The organism is Flavobacterium agricola, assembly GCF_025919725.1.
Classification (GTDB): domain Bacteria; phylum Bacteroidota; class Bacteroidia; order Flavobacteriales; family Flavobacteriaceae; genus Flavobacterium; species Flavobacterium agricola.
Genome location: NZ_CP081495.1, coordinates 941,523 through 958,773, shown reverse-complemented (window position 1 = coordinate 958,773; position 17,251 = coordinate 941,523). Strand labels below are relative to the sequence as shown.

The 17,251-nt window shown below is 33.6% G+C and carries 16 protein-coding genes and 1 other RNA gene; 14 read left to right on the top strand and 3 right to left on the bottom strand.

Going from position 1 to position 17,251, the window contains the following annotated elements; genetic code table 11:
- Nucleotides 1–26: 26 nt before the first annotated feature.
- From K5I29_RS04840 to crcB, 13 genes are all read left to right on the top strand, one after another.
- The gene (locus K5I29_RS04840) at nt 27–1,118 is read left to right on the top strand and encodes an N-acetylmuramoyl-L-alanine amidase (RefSeq protein ID WP_264434730.1); all 1,092 of its coding nucleotides are present in this window, start codon (nt 27–29) and stop codon (nt 1,116–1,118) included.
- Between the two features lie 54 nt (nt 1,119–1,172).
- Nucleotides 1,173–2,132: an MlaD family protein gene (locus tag K5I29_RS04835; protein ID WP_264434729.1), complete on the top strand. Its 960-nt coding sequence runs from the start codon at nt 1,173–1,175 to the stop codon at nt 2,130–2,132.
- 37 nt (nt 2,133–2,169) lie between these two features.
- A complete protein-coding gene (locus K5I29_RS04830) occupies nt 2,170–3,498 on the top strand; it encodes a (Fe-S)-binding protein (RefSeq protein ID WP_264435162.1) in 1,329 nt (442 codons plus the stop codon).
- 28 nt (nt 3,499–3,526) lie between these two features.
- Complete coding sequence (locus K5I29_RS04825) at nt 3,527–4,315, top strand: (Fe-S)-binding protein (RefSeq protein ID WP_264434728.1); 789 nt, start codon at nt 3,527–3,529, stop codon at nt 4,313–4,315.
- A gap of 6 nt (nt 4,316–4,321) precedes the next feature.
- Nucleotides 4,322–4,906, top strand: coding sequence for a hypothetical protein (locus K5I29_RS04820; RefSeq protein ID WP_264434727.1), 585 nt, complete (start codon nt 4,322–4,324; stop codon nt 4,904–4,906).
- Nucleotide 4,907: 1 nt separating this feature from the next.
- The gene (locus tag K5I29_RS04815; RefSeq protein ID WP_264434726.1) at nt 4,908–5,390 is read left to right on the top strand and encodes an ABC transporter ATPase; all 483 of its coding nucleotides are present in this window, start codon (nt 4,908–4,910) and stop codon (nt 5,388–5,390) included.
- A 70-nt stretch (nt 5,391–5,460) separates the two neighbouring features.
- On the top strand, nt 5,461–8,364 hold the full coding sequence (locus tag K5I29_RS04810; protein WP_264434725.1) for a glycoside hydrolase family 3 N-terminal domain-containing protein: 2,904 nt from the start codon (nt 5,461–5,463) through the stop codon (nt 8,362–8,364).
- Between the two features lie 76 nt (nt 8,365–8,440).
- Nucleotides 8,441–9,583 carry an N-acetyl-alpha-D-glucosaminyl L-malate synthase BshA gene (gene bshA, locus K5I29_RS04805; protein ID WP_264434724.1) on the top strand — a complete coding sequence of 381 codons (1,143 nt, stop codon included), beginning with the start codon at nt 8,441–8,443 and terminating at the stop codon, nt 9,581–9,583.
- 60 nt (nt 9,584–9,643) lie between these two features.
- Nucleotides 9,644–10,684, top strand: a complete 1,041-nt coding sequence (gene aroC / locus K5I29_RS04800; protein WP_264434723.1) for a chorismate synthase — start codon at nt 9,644–9,646, stop codon at nt 10,682–10,684.
- Nucleotides 10,685–10,847: 163 nt separating this feature from the next.
- Nucleotides 10,848–11,351 (top strand): SixA phosphatase family protein, encoded by a 504-nt coding sequence (locus tag K5I29_RS04795; RefSeq protein ID WP_264434722.1) that lies wholly within the window; start codon nt 10,848–10,850, stop codon nt 11,349–11,351.
- Nucleotides 11,332–13,425 (top strand): polyphosphate kinase 1, encoded by a 2,094-nt coding sequence (gene ppk1 / locus K5I29_RS04790; protein WP_264434721.1) that lies wholly within the window; start codon nt 11,332–11,334, stop codon nt 13,423–13,425. The genes K5I29_RS04795 and ppk1 overlap by 20 nt, the downstream gene beginning before the upstream one ends.
- A 20-nt stretch (nt 13,426–13,445) precedes the next feature.
- The gene (locus K5I29_RS04785) at nt 13,446–14,342 is read left to right on the top strand and encodes a Ppx/GppA phosphatase family protein (RefSeq protein ID WP_264434720.1); all 897 of its coding nucleotides are present in this window, start codon (nt 13,446–13,448) and stop codon (nt 14,340–14,342) included.
- A 3-nt stretch (nt 14,343–14,345) separates the two neighbouring features.
- Complete coding sequence (gene crcB / locus K5I29_RS04780) at nt 14,346–14,720, top strand: fluoride efflux transporter CrcB (RefSeq protein WP_264434719.1); 375 nt, start codon at nt 14,346–14,348, stop codon at nt 14,718–14,720.
- Here crcB and K5I29_RS04775 read toward each other — a convergent pair.
- The 3 genes from K5I29_RS04775 to K5I29_RS04765 form a co-directional block, all read right to left on the bottom strand.
- Entirely contained in the window at nt 14,712–15,050 is a 339-nt protein-coding gene (locus K5I29_RS04775) for a DNA polymerase III (RefSeq protein WP_264434717.1), read from the bottom strand. The two genes, crcB and K5I29_RS04775, sit on opposite strands and share 9 nt — an antisense overlap.
- A 286-nt stretch (nt 15,051–15,336) precedes the next feature.
- Entirely contained in the window at nt 15,337–16,422 is a 1,086-nt protein-coding gene (dnaX, locus tag K5I29_RS04770) for a DNA polymerase III subunit gamma/tau (RefSeq protein WP_264434716.1), read from the bottom strand.
- Between the two features lie 70 nt (nt 16,423–16,492).
- Nucleotides 16,493–16,783, bottom strand: a complete 291-nt coding sequence (locus K5I29_RS04765) for a hypothetical protein (RefSeq protein WP_264434715.1) — start codon at nt 16,781–16,783, stop codon at nt 16,493–16,495.
- A gap of 101 nt (nt 16,784–16,884) precedes the next feature.
- Between K5I29_RS04765 and rnpB the strand changes: the two genes are divergently transcribed.
- Nucleotides 16,885–17,190: RNase P RNA component class A (gene rnpB, locus K5I29_RS04760), an RNA gene on the top strand.
- Nucleotides 17,191–17,251: the final 61 nt, after the last annotated feature.

The window sequence follows — 17,251 nt, the reverse complement described above, 5'->3', positions numbered from 1 at the left end:
ATAATCTTATTAGGATTTAAAATAATATGAAAAAAAATTACATACTTACTTTATTAATTGTCTTGTTTTTTGTACCAATTTGTGTTACAGCGCAAAATGGAAAATTTAAAGTTGTACTTGATGCCGGTCACGGTGGTAAAGATCCAGGAGCTATTGCAAATGGAGTAAAAGAAAAAGATGTGGTTTTGGCTACAACTTTATTAGTTGGCGAAATGTTAGAAAAAGAAAAAGATATAGAGGTGGTTTATACCCGTAAAACCGATGTGTTTATTGAGCTTGCTAACCGCCCTAAAATTGCTAATGCAGCGCATGCAAACGTATTTGTTTCGATTCACTGTAACTCGGCAGCAAAAGCACCGGCGGCGCATGGTACAGAAACCTTTGTAATGGGGGTAACAAAAAACGCATCCAATTTAGAGGTTGCACGCCGAGAAAATGAGGTTATTACTTTAGAAAGTGATTATAAAATTAAATATGATGGGTACGATCCAAAATCGCCCGAATCGGTTATTGGTACATCAATTTTACAGGAAGATAATTTAATTCAAAGTATTGAATTAGCAGCAGCGTTAGAAAAAAACTTTGAAGGTGCCAACCGTTACAGCCGAGGTGTAAAACAAGCTGGTTTCTTAGTTTTGCGAGATATTTATATGCCACGCGTTTTAATCGAATTAGGTTTTTTAACCAATAAAAACGAAGCAAAATATTTAGATTCGGCTGCCGGACAACGTAAATTAGCACAGCAAATCGCCAATTCAATTATCAGCTATAAAAAAGAATATTATGGTGGAGATAATTTATTAATTGCTGATACGGCACCAAGTACTACAATAGCTACAAATGTGAGCGATTCTAAGGCTATAAATAATGTAGAATTTAAAGTTCAAATATCTGCAAGTGGAAAAAAATTAGAACTAAAAGCTCAAAATTTTAAAGGTTTAAGTCCAATTTCTATAGAAAGTGCCGGAAATTTATACCGATATTACTACGGTAGCACATCAAGCTATGATGCTGCAAAAGAATTACTTAAACAAGCACAAGCAAAAGGTTACGACTCAGCATTTGTTGTTGCCTACAAAGACGGAAAAAAAGTTAGCGTTTCTGAAGCTTTAAAGTAACTTCTAAAAACAATAATTTTATACTTTTGTGATAAATAATTAAAAATAGATATTTTGAAATTAACTAGAGAAATAAAAGCAGCCATTTTAGTAATCGGATCTGTATTACTTTTTATTTGGGGATACAGCTTTTTAAAAGGGCGTAACCTTTTTAATACGTCACATACCTATTACGTGGTTTATGATAATGTAGAAGGTTTGGCACCATCGGCTGCTGTTACAATCAACGGGTTGCATGTAGGTAAAGTAAATACAATTACTTTAGAACCTAAATCTGGTAAATTATTGGTTGAAATTTTAATGACTACCGATGTAGATATTCCTACAAATACTACAGCAAGCATTTACGAACCAAGTTTAATTGGTGCAAAAGCAATTGCGTTAAATTTAGATTTTAATAGTACCGAATATGCACAAGATGGTGCGTATTTAGAAGGAACTGTAAAATTAGGTTTAACAGATAATATAGGCAGTTTGTTATCGCCTTTACAAGCAAAGGTTGATTCGGTGTTAAGCAGTTTAAATACAACTTTATCTAGCGTTAATACCATTTTAGATGCTAAAACACAGCAAGAATTAAAAGGTACAATTGCATCTTTAAATACAACCATGCATAACTTTACATCTATTTCTAAAAATGTAGATCAGTTACTTGTTGAGAACAAATCTAAATTAAGTTCAGCAGTTACCAATTTAGACCAAACTACCAAAAGTTTTGCTAATATTGCATCTGACCTAGAAAAAGCAGAACTAGATAAATTAGTAAACGAGTTACAATCAACCTTAACTAAAGTTAACGGATTGTTGGCTGATATTGAGCAAGGTAACGGTACGGTGGGTAAAATATTTAAAGATCCTGAAATGTATGATAACCTTACCAAAGCATCTAACGAATTAAATTTATTATTACAAGACGTTCGTTTAAATCCAACACGTTATATTAATATTTCTGTTTTTGGTAAAAAAAATAAACCATATGTTGTTCCAGAAACTATTGAAGTGGTAGAACAATAATTACTATAAACTAACCTTAAACTACTTAAATTACATGATGAGTTATTTAGACAATATATTTTTCGCCATTGTCTTAATTATCGGATTTGGTTTCTTTGCTAAAAATGTAAAAAAACTAATTCGTAACATTAAACTTGGGCAAAAAGTTGATCGAAAGGATAATTCGAAACAACGTTTTCAGAACATGGTAAGAATTGCTTTAGGGCAATCTAAAATGGTAAAACGTCCGGTTGCCGGTATTTTGCATATTTTAGTATATGTAGGATTCGTGGTAATTAATATTGAATTACTAGAAATATTGATTGACGGCTTGTTTGGAACCCATCGCGTTTTATCAGCAGTTGGTAGCATTTACAATTACCTAATTGGCTCATTCGAAATTTTAGCCTTTTTAGTAATTGTTGCTGTTGTTATCTTTTTTATCAGAAGAAACATTATTCATTTAAAACGATTCAATAGTATCGATTTAAAAGGATGGGCAAAAAAAGATGCGAACATTATTTTATTAATCGAAACTGTTTTAATGGTTGTTTTTTTAACCATGAACGCAGCCGATTTACATTTACAAACTTTAGGTTATTCACATTTTACTGCTGTTGGAGCCTTTCCGGTTTCGCAATTTATTGCGCCAATTTTTAACGGTTGGAGCCCCGAATCGGTTTACATGGTAGAACGTGCTTGTTGGTGGATTCATATTTTAGGAATTTTAGCCTTTATGAATTACCTGTATTATTCTAAGCATTTACATATTTTATTGGCGTTTCCAAATACGTATTTTGCCGATTTAAATCCGAAAGGAGAACTAAACAATTTAGAATCGGTTACAAACGAAGTGAAATTAATGATGGATCCAAATGCCGATCCGTACGCTGCTCCTGCAGAAGGTGCAGATGCAGTTCCTGCAAAGTTTGGAGCTTCAGACGTAATGGATTTAAATTGGTTTCAATTACTAAGTGCATATACGTGTACTGAATGCGGGCGTTGTACATCATCATGTCCAGCAAATATTACCGGTAAAAAATTATCTCCACGTAAAATAATGATGGCAACGCGCGATCGATTAGAAGAAGTAAGCGCTGTTTTAGATGCCAACAACGGTCAATTTGTTGACGACGGTCGCTCGTTATTAAACGATCATATTTCGCCAGAAGAACTTTGGGCTTGTACGACATGTAATGCCTGTGTAGAAGAATGTCCGGTAAGCATTTCACCATTGTCTATTATTATGGATATGCGCCGTTATTTAGTTATGGAGCAATCTGCAGCCCCAACCGAATTAAACAACATGATGACCAATATAGAAAACAATGGTGCACCATGGCAGTACAACCAACAAGACCGTGCAAACTGGGTAAACGAAGCCTAATTTATTAACCGATTTCAAAAACATAAATATGTCAAATTTAGTAGTACCAACAATGGCCGATTTTTTGGCTCAAGGCAAACAACCCGAAGTTTTATTTTGGGTAGGTTGTTCCGGAAGTTTTGACGATCGCGCTAAAAAAATTACGAAAGCATTTGTAAAAATATTAAACCAAGCAAAAGTTGATTTTGCAATTCTAGGACAAGAAGAAAGTTGTACGGGCGATCCTGCTAAGCGTGCTGGGAATGAATTTGCATTTCAAATGCAAGCCATGATGAATATTCAGGTTTTAGATGGTTACGAAATAAAAAAAATTGTTACCGCTTGTCCACATTGTTTTAATACCATTAAAAACGAATGGCCTGGGCTAGGTGGTAATTATGAGGTTGTTCATCACACCGAATTTTTAAAATCGTTGTTAGATGAAGGCCGTTTAAAGGTTGAAGGCGGAAGCTTTAAAGGCAAACGCATTACCTTTCACGATCCGTGTTATTTAGGTCGTGCAAATAGCATTTACGAAGCACCTCGTGATTTAATAGAAAAATTAGATGCCGAGTTGGTAGAAATGAAACGCTCTCGTGCTAACGGATTATGTTGTGGTGCTGGAGGTGCTCAAATGTTTAAAGAGCCTGAACCAGGAAATCGCGAAGTTAATATGGAGCGTACAGATGATGCGTTAGAAACCACGCCAAATGTAATTGCAACCGGATGTCCGTTTTGTAATACCATGTTAACAGACGGTGTAAAATTTAATCATAAAGAAGGTGAAGTGCAAGTGCTAGATATTGCTGAAATTATTGCTAACGCACAAGATTTATAAAGTTACATGAAAAAAACAATCATTTTTCTTTTACTAAGCCAAATCGCTTTTGCGCAAAAGCTTTCTAAACCCGAACTTTTAGAACACATAGCTAAAAATATTTGTGAAGAATTAGCCAAGCCAGGCGTAGATATTCATAATGATACAGCTATGGGCTTGTTTTTGCTTAAAAACGTTGGCGATTATAAAGACGATGTGATTTATTATTTCGGTACCGACGGTACAATTGGCATTGAAACTATGCAACGTTTTGGTGAAGAAATTGGCATGCGTTTAGCTATAGAATGTCCCGATGCATTTACAGCGCTTTTTACTGATGAAGAAGCTAATGATACGGCGTATCAAACGGCATTTGGAAGGTTTGATAAAATACAAAATAAACAGTTTTTGTCTTTCACCATAAAAGAAAATTCAGGAAAAACAACCGAATTTTATTTACTAAATGATTTTGAATCGGCTTATTTGTTAACCGATAACCAACTTAAAAAAAATGATGTGGTTGAGTTAACGTATTTTGAATCTAGTTTATACGATCCGAAACTTAAGCAATTCAGAATTTTTAATATTGTTTCATTTATCGAAAAAAAATAACATGTATATTCCTTTTAATGAATTACCAAAAGATTCTAAAATCTGGATTTATCAATCCAACCGCAAATTTTCTGATGAAGAAGTACTAGAAATTCAAGAAGATTTAAAAAACTTCTTGCAACAATGGGCTACGCATGGTAAAGATTTGCATGCATCTTTCGAAATAAAATACAACCGTTTTATAATAATTGCGGTAAATCAAGAAATTCAAAATGTTTCTGGTTGTTCAATTGATGCTTCTGTTGGATTTATTCAGCAATTAGAAAAAAAATATACGGTAGATTTGTTGGATAAAATGAATGTAACCTTTAAATTAGGCGAACATATTGCTCATAAACCGCTTATTGAATTTAAGCAAATGGCAAAACAAAAAGCTGTATCAAATAATACCATTGTTTTTAACAATTTAGTAAACACAATTGGCGAATTTGAAGAGTTTTGGGAAGTTCCTGCAAAAGAAAGTTGGCACAATCGTTTTTTTTAAATAAAATCTAAAATTTTAAAAAAGATCATCATATTTTTATGATGATTTTTTTTTACTTCTAAAATATATTATGCGTTATAAATTTGTTTTTTTATTCTTTTTAAGTAGTTATTTAGTAGTTGCACAAAAAATTTCAAGCTATTATCAGGTAGATGAGCGTGCTATGCATCATTGGGTAGATAGCGTTTACAAACAATTAACTTTTGAAGAAAAGTTGGGGCAATTATTTATGGTTGCAGCCTATTCTAATAAAAACGAAACGCATTATAAACAAATTGATGAACTTGTTGAAAAATATAAAATTGGCGGAGTTATTTTCTTTCAAGGCGGGCCAGTGCGTCAAGCAACATTAACCAACCGTTACCAAGCCAAAAGTAAAGTGCCCATGCTAATTGGTATTGATGCCGAATGGGGCTTAGCCATGCGATTAGATTCTACCTATCGCTTTCCTTGGAATATGAGTTTGGGGGCTATTCAAGACGAAAAATTGATCGAAAAAACTGGTTATGCCATGGCGGAACAAGCAAAACGCATGGGTGTTCAATTTAATTTTGCGCCGGTTTTAGATGTAAACGTTAATCCGCTAAATCCAATTATCGGGAATCGTTCTTTTGGGGAAGATCCGCATAACGTAGCTCATAAAGGCGTTGCTTTGCTTAAAGGATTACAAAAGGGTGGTATTTTTGCAACCGGAAAACATTTTCCGGGGCATGGCGATACGTCGGTAGATTCACACCATACGTTACCATTTTTAAATTTTGATCGTAAAAGATTAGATGCGGTTGAGCTTTATCCATACAAAAGTGCTATAAAAGCTGGTTTAGCCAGCGTTATGGTTGCGCATTTAGATGTTCCGGCTTTAGAAAAAGAAAAAGGAGTTCCTACCTCATTATCATACAGCACGATTACCGAGTTATTAAAAGAAGATTTTGACTTTGAAGGCTTAATTTTTACGGATGCATTAAACATGAAAGGTGCATCAAGCTACAAATCACCAGGTGAAGTTGATTTAGCTGCATTTTTAGCAGGTAATGATGTGATGTTGTTTTCAGAAAATGTTCCGTTAGCGATTGAAAAGTTTAAAGAAGCTTATGAAAAAGATGCGTTTTCTGACAAGCGCTTAGCATCTTCTGTAAAAAAAATATTAAAATATAAATATTACGCAGGTTTAAACAAGTACCGCCCAATAGATTTAAATTATTTAGTTGCCGATTTAAATGCACCAAAATATGACGCTCTAAATCGAGAATTGTTTGATAACATGATTACCATTGCGAAAAAAGAAGTTGGAGAAATTCCGATTCGCGATTTGGAGTTTGAAAACATCGCTTACGTAAAATTAGGCGATGGTGATAATCAATCATTTTTAAACACCTTAAATAATTACAAAGAAATAACTGTTTTAGAAGCAGACAGCCCATCTTTATTAGCCGATTTAAAAGGTTACAGCAAAGTAATTGTGGGTTATCATAAAGAAGATGGAGCTTGGAAAAAGCAAACCATGAGTGCTTCAGAAATTGCAAAATTACAAGCAATTGCTGCCGAAAATACGGTATATTTTACGGTTTTTGCACGTCCTTATGTTTTGTTAGATATTAAGGATTACACCAAAATCAACAATCTAATTGTTGCGTATCAAAATGTTGAACCTGCTCAGCAAGCTGCTGCCGATGTTATTTTTGGTGGCATAGGCGCTAAGGGGGAATTACCTGTTTCTATTGCTCCACAAATGCCTTATGGTACGGGCTTTAAAACGGTTCCTTTAAAAAGGTTGGCAACCGCATATCCGGAGAATGTTGGAATGAGCTCGATTATGTTACAAGATATTGATGTTATTGCCAATCGTGCAATTGCTGAGAAAATGACACCGGGTATTCAAGTAGTTGTTGCGCGTAAAGGTAAAATTGTATATCAAAAATCGTTTGGTTATCAAGATTATACAAAAACAGATGCTATAACCAATACCGATATTTACGATTTGGCATCGCTTACTAAAATTTTAGCAACTCTACCAATGATGATGCGCGCTTACGAGCAAAATAAATATGAATTTACTGATCCGTTAGGAAAACTAATGCCTGTTTTTAGAAATTCGGATAAAGAAAAAATTACCGTGCAAGATATGTTGTTGCATCAAGCACGTTTGTATCCGTGGATTGGTTTTTATTTAAAAACATTAGATGCAAACAAACAACCTTTAGCTAAATATTACCGTCAAACATACGCAACAGGTTTTTCTGCACAAGTTTCAGAAAATTTATACCTGAGAAACGATTACAACGATACCATTTTAAAAACCATTGCTACAAGCAAATTGTTGCCTAAAAAAGAATACAAATACACCGATTTTTCATTCATTATTTTTAAAGAATATTTAGAAAAAGAATATAAAACAAAGTTGGATGTTTTGGTTGATGCAACTTTTTATAACAAAATGGGAGCAAATACGTTAACTTACAACCCGTTAAAAAAGTTTGATGTTTCTCGAATTCCACCAACAGAAGAAGATAATTATTTCCGTCATACAAAAGTACAAGGTTATGTGCATGATATGGCAGCAGCCATGCAAAATGGCGTTTCTGGTCATGCCGGATTGTTCGGTAATGCGACCGATGTGGCCAAAATGATGCAAATGTATTTGCAAAAAGGCTATTACGGGGGCGATCAGTTTATTGCTGAAACAACTTTAGATGCATTTAATACGTGTTATAATTGTAATGTGGGTAATCGTCGTGGTTTAGGGTTCGATAAACCGCAGTTAGGTAATTTAGGACCAACTTGTGGTTGTACGTCTAAAAGCAGTTTTGGACATACGGGCTTTACCGGTACCATGACTTGGGCAGATCCGGATAAAGAATTGGTGTATGTGTTTTTATCAAACCGAACCTATCCTAATGCGAATACCAATTTGTTATCCAAAAATAATATTAGAGAAGATATTCAGCGTGTGATTTACGACGCAATTCAAGACTAGTTTTACTAGTCTTTTTTTTATAAAAAAATAAATTATATCAATTGTTCGTGCTATATTGTACTAAAAATAATAAGTAATGAAAATAGCCATTGTATGCTACCCCACATTTGGTGGGAGTGGAGTAGTAGCTACTGAATTAGGATTAGAATTAGCCCGTCAAGGCCATGAAATTCACTTTATTACCTACAAACAACCCGTACGTTTAGATTTACTAAATCCAAATATATTTTTTCATGAAGTTAATGTTCCTGAATATGCATTATTTCATTATCAACCCTATGAATTAGCGCTTTCAAGTAAAATTGTAGATACCGTAAAATTATACGGAATAGATATTTTACACGTGCATTATGCAATTCCGCATGCGTTTGCCGGTTATATGGCTCGTAAAATGTTATTGGAAGAAGGAATTTATTTACCTATTGTAACTACGTTGCATGGTACAGATATTACTTTAGTTGGTAAACATCCGCATTATAAAACAGCAGCTACATTCAGTATTAATAAATCAGATTATGTTACATCTGTTTCAGAAAGTTTAAAGAAAAATACCTACGATTTTTTTGATATTAAAAAAGAAATCTACGTAATTCCAAACTTTATCGATGCCGAAATTAAAGAGCAATTTAATACTTCTAAATGTTGCCGTGCTAATATGGCACAGCCCGAAGAATTTATTATTACTCATATTTCTAATTTCAGAACTGTAAAACGAGTTTTGGATGTTGTTAAAATATTTAATGAAATACAGAAAACGGTTCCTGCTAAGTTAATGATGGTAGGAGAAGGGCCTGACAAGCAAAAAGCAGAAGATTTATGCGAACAATTAGGTATTGAAAACAAAGTAATCTTTTTCGGAAATACAACCGATGTAGACCGCATATTAAAATATTCTGATTTGTTTTTACTACCTTCTGAAAGCGAAAGTTTTGGTTTAGCTGCGCTCGAAGCTATGGCATGTAAAGTTCCCGTAATATCATCTAACGCTGGCGGATTAGGGGAAGTAAACATTCAAGGAGAATCAGGATTTTTAAGTAATGTTGGTGATGTTGCCGATATGGCAAAAAACGCCTTATATATTTTAGAAAACCCAGAGCGTTTAGAAACCTTTAAAGAAAACGCCTACAAACGCGCAAAGGTTTTTAATATCGAAGCTATTTTACCTATGTATGTAGCAATTTATGAAAAAGCATTAGCAAATAAAAAGCCAGTTCAGTAATGAATTGGCTTTCTGAATTAAAAATAATAACTTAGCGTAACACGCATTTTAAGTAAAATAATGGCAGGAAATTCATTTGGCACAAAATATAAAGTAACCACCTTTGGCGAATCGCACGGCGAAGGAATTGGTGGAGTTATTGACGGATGTCCTTCGGGCATTGCGTTAGATTTTAATCAAATTCAAGTAGAACTTGACCGTCGTAAACCGGGGCAGTCAGCAATTGTTACCCAACGTAAAGAACCAGACGAAGTAAAGTTTTTATCTGGAATTTTTGAAGGAAAAACCACAGGAACTTCAATTGGTTTTTTTATTCCAAATACCAATCAAAAATCACACGATTATTCTGATATTAAAAATACCTTCCGTCCGTCGCACGCAGATTACGTGTACGATAAGAAATACGGTTTTCGTGATTATCGTGGCGGAGGGCGAAGCTCAGCGCGCGAAACAGCAGCTCGCGTAGTTGCTGGTGCCATTGCAAAACAAGTAATGCCCACAATTAGCATTCAAGCTTACGTTTCTTCCGTAGGAAATATAAAAGTTGAAAAACCATACACAGAGTTAGATTTAACTTTAACAGAAAGTAATGCAGTACGTTGCCCGGATCTAGCTAAAGCTGCAGAAATGGAAATGTATATTAAACAAGTTAAAAAAGCAGGCGATTCTGTAGGCGGAATTATAACTTGCGTGATTAAAAACGTGCCGGTAGGATTGGGTGAACCTGTTTTTGATAAATTACATGCAGAACTTGGTAAAGCCATGTTATCTATCAACGCGGTAAAAGGTTTTGAATACGGTAGCGGTTTTGCAGGTACTGAAATGTTGGGTAGCCAGCACAACGATTTGTTTAATGCAGATGGCACAACAAAAACAAATTTTTCGGGCGGTATTCAAGGAGGAATTTCTAACGGAATGGATATTTATTTTAACGTTGCATTTAAACCGGTAGCAACTCTAATTCAAAATCAAGAAGTTTTAACAAACGAAGGTGAAATTATAACTTTACATGGTAAAGGACGTCATGATCCGTGTGTTGTTCCGCGTGCTGTACCTATTGTTGAGGCCATGGCAGCCATTGCTTTACTTAACTTTATGTAATAAAAAATAGTTAATTTAGAGATTATTATATAAAATTTAGTGTTTTATTAAATTAACTTTACAAATAAAGCAGTATATTCATAATATATTTAATCGAGAAATACAAGTTTATTTCTCGAAAATATAAAACAAAAGTTCAACCGTTTTATATCCTTATTTTGTTATGAAAAAAATAATATTAATTCGCCACGGAAAATCTGATTGGAAAAAAATGACTTCAGATTTAGAACGCCCCTTATCAAGTAGAGGAATTCGAGACGTTTTTAAAGTTTCAGAATTTATCACCGATTACCTACCTGAAAAATTTGTGGTTTGGTCTAGTGTTGCAAAACGCGCAAAAGATACTGCGCTAATTTTTGCACAAAACTTATCAATTCCGTTAGAAACTATTATTTTTAAAAACGAGTTGTATACTTTTGAGGCCGAAAATTTAGAACATTGTATTAAAAATTGCGACGATAAATATTCTAACCTTATTTTATTTGGTCATAACGATGCAATATTAGATTTTGTTAATAAATTTACCGGTAATACGCTTATTAATGTGCCAACTTCGTCGTATATTTCCATAGCATTTCCTGATTCTAGTTGGAAATCGATTGATAACGGCACGTTAGAACATGCTATTTTTCCAAAGCAATTAAAAAATGAAAGAATTACGACTTAGTGATAAATATATTAACCGTGATTTAAGCTGGCTGGCTTTTAATGCACGTGTATTACAAGAAGCCGCAGATATAAGTGTACCCTTGCTATCAAGGTTACGCTTTTTGGGTATTTTTTCTAATAATTTAGACGAATTTTTCCGCGTTCGCTACGCAACAATCAGACGTATGCGTAACCAAAAAATTTCGGGGGAAAAAATTTTAGGCGGTATTTCGTCTAAAAAGCTTATGCAACAAATTACCGAAGTTGTAATTCAGCAACAAGCCGAAAGCTTACGTATTTTAAGCGATATCGAAAAGCAATTGGAACAACATGATATTTATATCATTAATGAAACGCAACTTTCACAAAATCAGGAAAAATTTGTAAAAGAATTCTTTTTACATAAAGTAAGCAATTCTTTGGTTACTATTATGTTAAACGATATTACGGAGTTTCCTTTGCTACGTGATACATCGGGGTATTTAGCCATAAAAATGGTTTTAAATCCAGAATCCCCATATGGTTTGCAGCCGTTTCCGGAAAAGCGTGTGTTGTATGCCGTTATCGAGATTCCTACTACAATAAACCGATTTGTAGAAATTCCATCAGCAGATAATAAAAAATACATCATTTTAATAGACGATATTATTCGTTACAACCTGCGTGAAATTTTTAATATGTTTGATTACAAACATATATCGGCACATATGATTAAAATTACGCGTGATGCCGAACTAGAAATTGATAGCGATTTAAATAAAAGTTTTTTAGAAAAAATTTACGAAGGCGTTAAAGATCGTAGCGTTGGTGAACCTGTACGTTTTGTGTATGATAAAGAAATGGATGAAGATATTTTATCCTTTTTATTAAACAGAATGGGTATTGATGCGACCGATAGCATTATTCCTGGCGGAAGATACCATAACCGCCGTGATTATATGGATTTCCCGAATTTAGGTAGGTTTGATTTGTTAGAGGAAACTAAACCAGCATTACCCGTTCCGGGCTTGTCTTTGCAAGGTAGTATTTTAAAACGCATTGCCGAGAAAGATTATTTGGTGCATTCTCCGTACCAAAGTTATGCCTATATTATTAAGTTTTTACGTGAAGCAGCTTTAGATCCGTCGGTTACCAGTATAAAAATTACGCTTTACCGTTTATCTAAACATTCTCAAATAATTAGTTCGTTAATAAATGCTGCCAAAAACGGTAAAAAAGTTACCGTTTGTATTGAATTGCAAGCGCGTTTTGATGAAGCAAGCAACATCAATTATTCCGAAATTATGCAAACCGAGGGCATCAAACTTATTTTTGGTGTTAAAGGTTTGAAAGTACATAGTAAAATTTGTGTTGTAGAACGTATTGAAAATGAAAAGATTAAACGTTATGGCTTTATATCTACCGGTAATTTTAACGAATCAACAGCACGTTTTTATACTGATGTTACGTTATTAACTTCATCATTAACTATTTTAAAAGATGTAACCCGCGTTTTTGAGTTTTTTGAAACCAATTATAAAATTCATCGTTATAAAGACTTAATTGTTTCGCCACATTATACCCGCCAACGCATTTACAAATTAATTGAACGCGAAATTTATAATGTTGAAAGCGGACGCGAAGGTTTAATTAAAATGAAAATGAACAGCTTGTCCGATTTTAAAATGATAGATAAGTTGTACGAAGCCAGCATGGCAGGAGTGAAAATTCAACTAATTATTCGCGGTATTTGCTGTTTACGTCCTCAAATTCCTTTTTTAAGTGAAAATATTGAGGTAATTAGCATTTTAGATAATTATTTAGAACATACCCGTTTGTTTATTTTCGGAAATTCAGGTAATCCAGAAGTTTTTATTTCTTCTGCCGATTTAATGACAAGAAATATAGATCATCGAGTAGAAGTAATTTGTCCGATTTACGACAAAGAAATTAAAAAAGAATTGATTGAAACTTTTGATATTGGTTGGAGCGATAATGTAAAAGCACGCATTCAATCATCCGATTTAGCTAACGAATATAAAGTTGATGACAATCCGGAAAAAATTAGATCTCAAAAGGAAATATATAAATATTACGAAGCCAAAGTACTTTAGTATAACCCGAAGTAAACTACATGATTACAATTAAAAAATATGCAGCAATTGATATTGGCTCTAATGCCATGCGTTTGTTAATTGCTAATATTGTTGAAGAAAAAGATAAAGAACCACAATTTAATAAAAGCTCTTTAATTCGAGTGCCTATTCGTTTAGGACAAGATGTTTTTACAAATGGTAAAATATCGGACCTGAATAAAGAGCGAATGATTGATGCCATGAACGGATTTAAGCTTTTAATGAAAGTTTATGGCGTTGAAAAATACAAAGCTTGTGCTACATCTGCCATGCGCGAAGCAAATAATGGACCTGAAGTTTTACAAGCCATTCAAGAAAAAGCAGCTATTGCTATTGAAGTAATTGACGGAAAAAAAGAAGCTCAAATTATAGCAACCACCGATTTAAAAAAGTTTATAGCTAATGATAAAAGCTATTTATATATTGATGTTGGCGGCGGTAGTACCGAATTTTCATTTTTTACTGCCGGAAAAATTAGCGAATCTAAATCGTTTAAAATCGGAACCGTACGTTTGTTAAACGATATGGTAACCCAAGAAGTTTGGGATGAAATAGAACAATGGATAAAAATTACAACCAAAAAAATAGGAGCAGAAATTACTTTAATTGGTTCGGGCGGTAACATTAATAAAATATTCAAACTATCTGGTAAGGCACAAAATAAACCGCTTTCTTTTACGTATTTATCTAAAGAATATCATAAGCTAAATAGCTTGTCATACGAAGAACGTATTTATGAATTGGGATTAAATACTGACCGTGCCGATGTTATTATTCATGCCCTAAAAATATATAAAAATGCCATGAAATGGTCTGGCGCCAAATACATTTATGTTCCTAAAATTGGGCTTTCTGACGGAATTGTAAAAGCACTTTATTATAACAAAATTAAATAGAAAATGATTAAAAACATTATTTTAGTAGCTGTTGGCGGTGGTATTGGTAGCGTTTTTCGTTACTTAATTGGCTATTCAAACATTTTTCCCAATACAAAAATGCATTTAAGCACTTTGGCGGCCAATTTAATTGGTTGTTTCGTTATTGGTTTTTTATCAACTTATTTTTTAAATAAGATTAACCACGATCATTTAAGTTTGTTGTTTATTACTGGTTTTTGTGGTGGTTTTACAACCTTTTCGAGCTTTGCTTTAGAAAATCAAAAAATGATGCAAACAAATCAATCTTTCGACAGTTTTATTTACATCATTTTAAGTGTTGTTGTAGGTATTGCTTTGGTTTTTGCCGGACAAAAATTAGCTCAAATGTTAGCTTAATTCCAACTCAAACAATTTTCGCATCAAATCAATAGCTGGATTAATTTCTTTCAGCTTTTCAAACTTTTCTTCAGGGGTAAATGCAAACTTTTGCTTTACCTCTTCTGTTACGTTAATTTCTACGGTAAGTTCAAAATTTTGCAAACTTTCGCGCAAATATGCCATTAAATTTCCTTGTCTTTTTATAAAATCTTCTTTCGAACTTTGATTCGGAAAATCTAATTTAATGGTGTTGTTCTCTAATTTCGGCGTATCTAAAACCATGTACGTGTACATAATTTTTTCGCCATTTTTATTTAATTTTTTAGCAAAGCTATTCCAATGTTGCATCAAGTTATCATAATCAATAGCCGTAACCGGCCCTTTAGATAATTGATTTAACCGTTCCTTTTGTTGTAATTCGGCTTCCTTTTTTTCTGTAAACCCAATAATGAGTATTTAGAAACAACTTGTTTTTGTGCAACCAGTTCTTGAGCTGCTATTTCCTGTTTTGCTTCAATAACTTCAGTATTTTTAACTTGATTAACAGTAGGAACTTCAGTTACAGGTTTACTGATAACTTGATTTGAGGTTTTAGTTACTTCTGGAACGCTATTAACATAATTCGATGCTGGAATTATGAATGTGTTATTGGATTTTTTTTTTGTTCGAATGTTATCGAAGCCAATTGCATTAAACAAAGTTCAACCAATAAACGTTGGTTTTGGCTTGTTTTAAATTTTAAATCACACGTATTTGCTAAATCAATTGCCTCAAGTAAAAATTCTGTACTTGCTTTTTCTGCTTGTGAACGATATAATTGTTGTGCTATTTCACCAGCTTCTAACAAGACAAGCGTATTTGGATTTTTACAAACTAATAAATCTCTAAAATGCGAAGCTAAACCAATAACAAATTGATGCGCATCAAAACCTTTGGCTAAAATGCTGTCAAATTGCAACAACAAATCCGGTATTTTATTTTCTAAAATTGCATCGGTTAAGGTGATATAAATTTCAAAATCTAAAACATTTAGATTTTCTGCAACTGCTTTTCGCGTTAAATGATTGCCACAAAAAGAAACAACACGATCAAAAATAGATAAGGCATCACGCATGGCACCATCTGCTTTTTGAGCAATTATTTGTAAGGCATCATCTTCAAAAGTAATGTTTTGAGATTGTGCAACTTCGGCTAAATGTTCTTTAGCATCTTTTATTGTAATGCGTTTAAAATCAAAAATTTGACAACGCGACAATATGGTAGGTAAAATTTTATGTTTTTCTGTAGTTGCTAATATAAAAATAGCATGCGCAGGCGGTTCTTCTAAAGTTTTTAAAAAGGCATTAAAAGCAGAGGTAGATAACATATGAACCTCATCAATTATATAAACTTTGTACTTTCCGGTTTGGGGCGGTATGCGAACTTGTTCTATTAACGAACGAATGTCGTCAACCGAGTTATTTGATGCGGCATCCAGCTCAAAAACATTAAACGTAAAATCTTCATTCGGATCATCATATCCGGGCTGATTTATTTTTCGAGCTAAAATGCGGGCACAAGTTGTTTTACCAACGCCACGTGGTCCGGTAAATAATAAGGCTTGCGCTAAATGATTTGTTTCGATGGCATTCACCAACGTATTTGTAATAGCTTGCTGACCTACAACATCTTTAAAAGTTTGTGGTCTGTATTTACGTGCGGATACTACAAATTGTTCCATATAAAATTATTGAATAGCAAATATAACCTTTAGAAGGGCTACTTGCAAAATCTTTTCTATTTTTAAATAACTAGAATTTATGTGAAATTTTTTTCCATAAAAGCATTGCCAAATCGTTGTTTGAATTTGCAGAGAAACCTGAAACAAAAACACCTTTTTCATGTCCTAATGTTAAGCCTAAAACTAAGCTTTCGTCACCCGGATTCGAGTTACCTTCGTAACGATATACATAATCAATAATTACATCATCTAAATGTTTTTGTAAATGGTGGGCATCAACATTAAAATCTTTGGTATACCCTAAGTTGTTTAGCTGCTCTAAAGCTACCGTTGTTGTTTCGTATTTGTAAATAGGTTCCATAATAAGAGGTTTTGGTTACTTGTTTATCACTTAATTAGCTAAATATACAATTTTTTATATTTTTTTACTAACAGTTTTACACTTAAATAACGTAAATTTGCCAAGCAATTCGCCTTATCGCTGGCTCTATGTCAGAGGAAAGTCCGGACACCAAAGAGTAGCATAGCGGGTAACGCCCGTCACTAAACTCGTTTTAGGAGGACAAGTGCAACAGAAAGAATGTACAGGTAATGCTGTAGTGAAACCAGGTAAACTCTATGCGGTGAAATGCCATGTATATCAACATCTAAGGGTTACTCGTCCGTTGTTGAGGGGTAGGCAGATGGAGCTTACAAGTAATTGTAAGCCTAGATAAATGATAAGGCACCTTAGGGTGACAGAATCCGGCTTATAGAATTGTTTTTAAAAAATCCGTTAGAATTTCTAACGGATTTTTTTGTGTTACTGTTTTATCTTTTTGTTAAAGTA

What these genes read in the sequence shown, in the direction of transcription:
- aroC (WP_264434723.1), top strand. Translation starts at nt 9,644, where the DNA reads ATGGCAGGAAATTCATTTGGCACAAAATATAAAGTAACCACCTTTGGC.
- K5I29_RS04775 (WP_264434717.1), bottom strand. Translation starts at nt 15,050, where the DNA reads ATGCAACATTGGAATAGCTTTGCTAAAAAATTAAATAAAAATGGCGAA.
- K5I29_RS04810 (WP_264434725.1), top strand. Translation starts at nt 5,461, where the DNA reads ATGCGTTATAAATTTGTTTTTTTATTCTTTTTAAGTAGTTATTTAGTA.
- K5I29_RS04825 (WP_264434728.1), top strand. Translation starts at nt 3,527, where the DNA reads ATGTCAAATTTAGTAGTACCAACAATGGCCGATTTTTTGGCTCAAGGC.
- K5I29_RS04840 (WP_264434730.1), top strand. Translation starts at nt 27, where the DNA reads ATGAAAAAAAATTACATACTTACTTTATTAATTGTCTTGTTTTTTGTA.
- K5I29_RS04795 (WP_264434722.1), top strand. Translation starts at nt 10,848, where the DNA reads ATGAAAAAAATAATATTAATTCGCCACGGAAAATCTGATTGGAAAAAA.
- K5I29_RS04785 (WP_264434720.1), top strand. Translation starts at nt 13,446, where the DNA reads ATGATTACAATTAAAAAATATGCAGCAATTGATATTGGCTCTAATGCC.
- crcB (WP_264434719.1), top strand. Translation starts at nt 14,346, where the DNA reads ATGATTAAAAACATTATTTTAGTAGCTGTTGGCGGTGGTATTGGTAGC.
- K5I29_RS04815 (WP_264434726.1), top strand. Translation starts at nt 4,908, where the DNA reads ATGTATATTCCTTTTAATGAATTACCAAAAGATTCTAAAATCTGGATT.
- dnaX (WP_264434716.1), bottom strand. Translation starts at nt 16,422, where the DNA reads ATGGAACAATTTGTAGTATCCGCACGTAAATACAGACCACAAACTTTT.
- bshA (WP_264434724.1), top strand. Translation starts at nt 8,441, where the DNA reads ATGAAAATAGCCATTGTATGCTACCCCACATTTGGTGGGAGTGGAGTA.
- K5I29_RS04820 (WP_264434727.1), top strand. Translation starts at nt 4,322, where the DNA reads ATGAAAAAAACAATCATTTTTCTTTTACTAAGCCAAATCGCTTTTGCG.
- ppk1 (WP_264434721.1), top strand. Translation starts at nt 11,332, where the DNA reads ATGAAAGAATTACGACTTAGTGATAAATATATTAACCGTGATTTAAGC.
- K5I29_RS04830 (WP_264435162.1), top strand. Translation starts at nt 2,170, where the DNA reads ATGAGTTATTTAGACAATATATTTTTCGCCATTGTCTTAATTATCGGA.
- K5I29_RS04765 (WP_264434715.1), bottom strand. Translation starts at nt 16,783, where the DNA reads ATGGAACCTATTTACAAATACGAAACAACAACGGTAGCTTTAGAGCAG.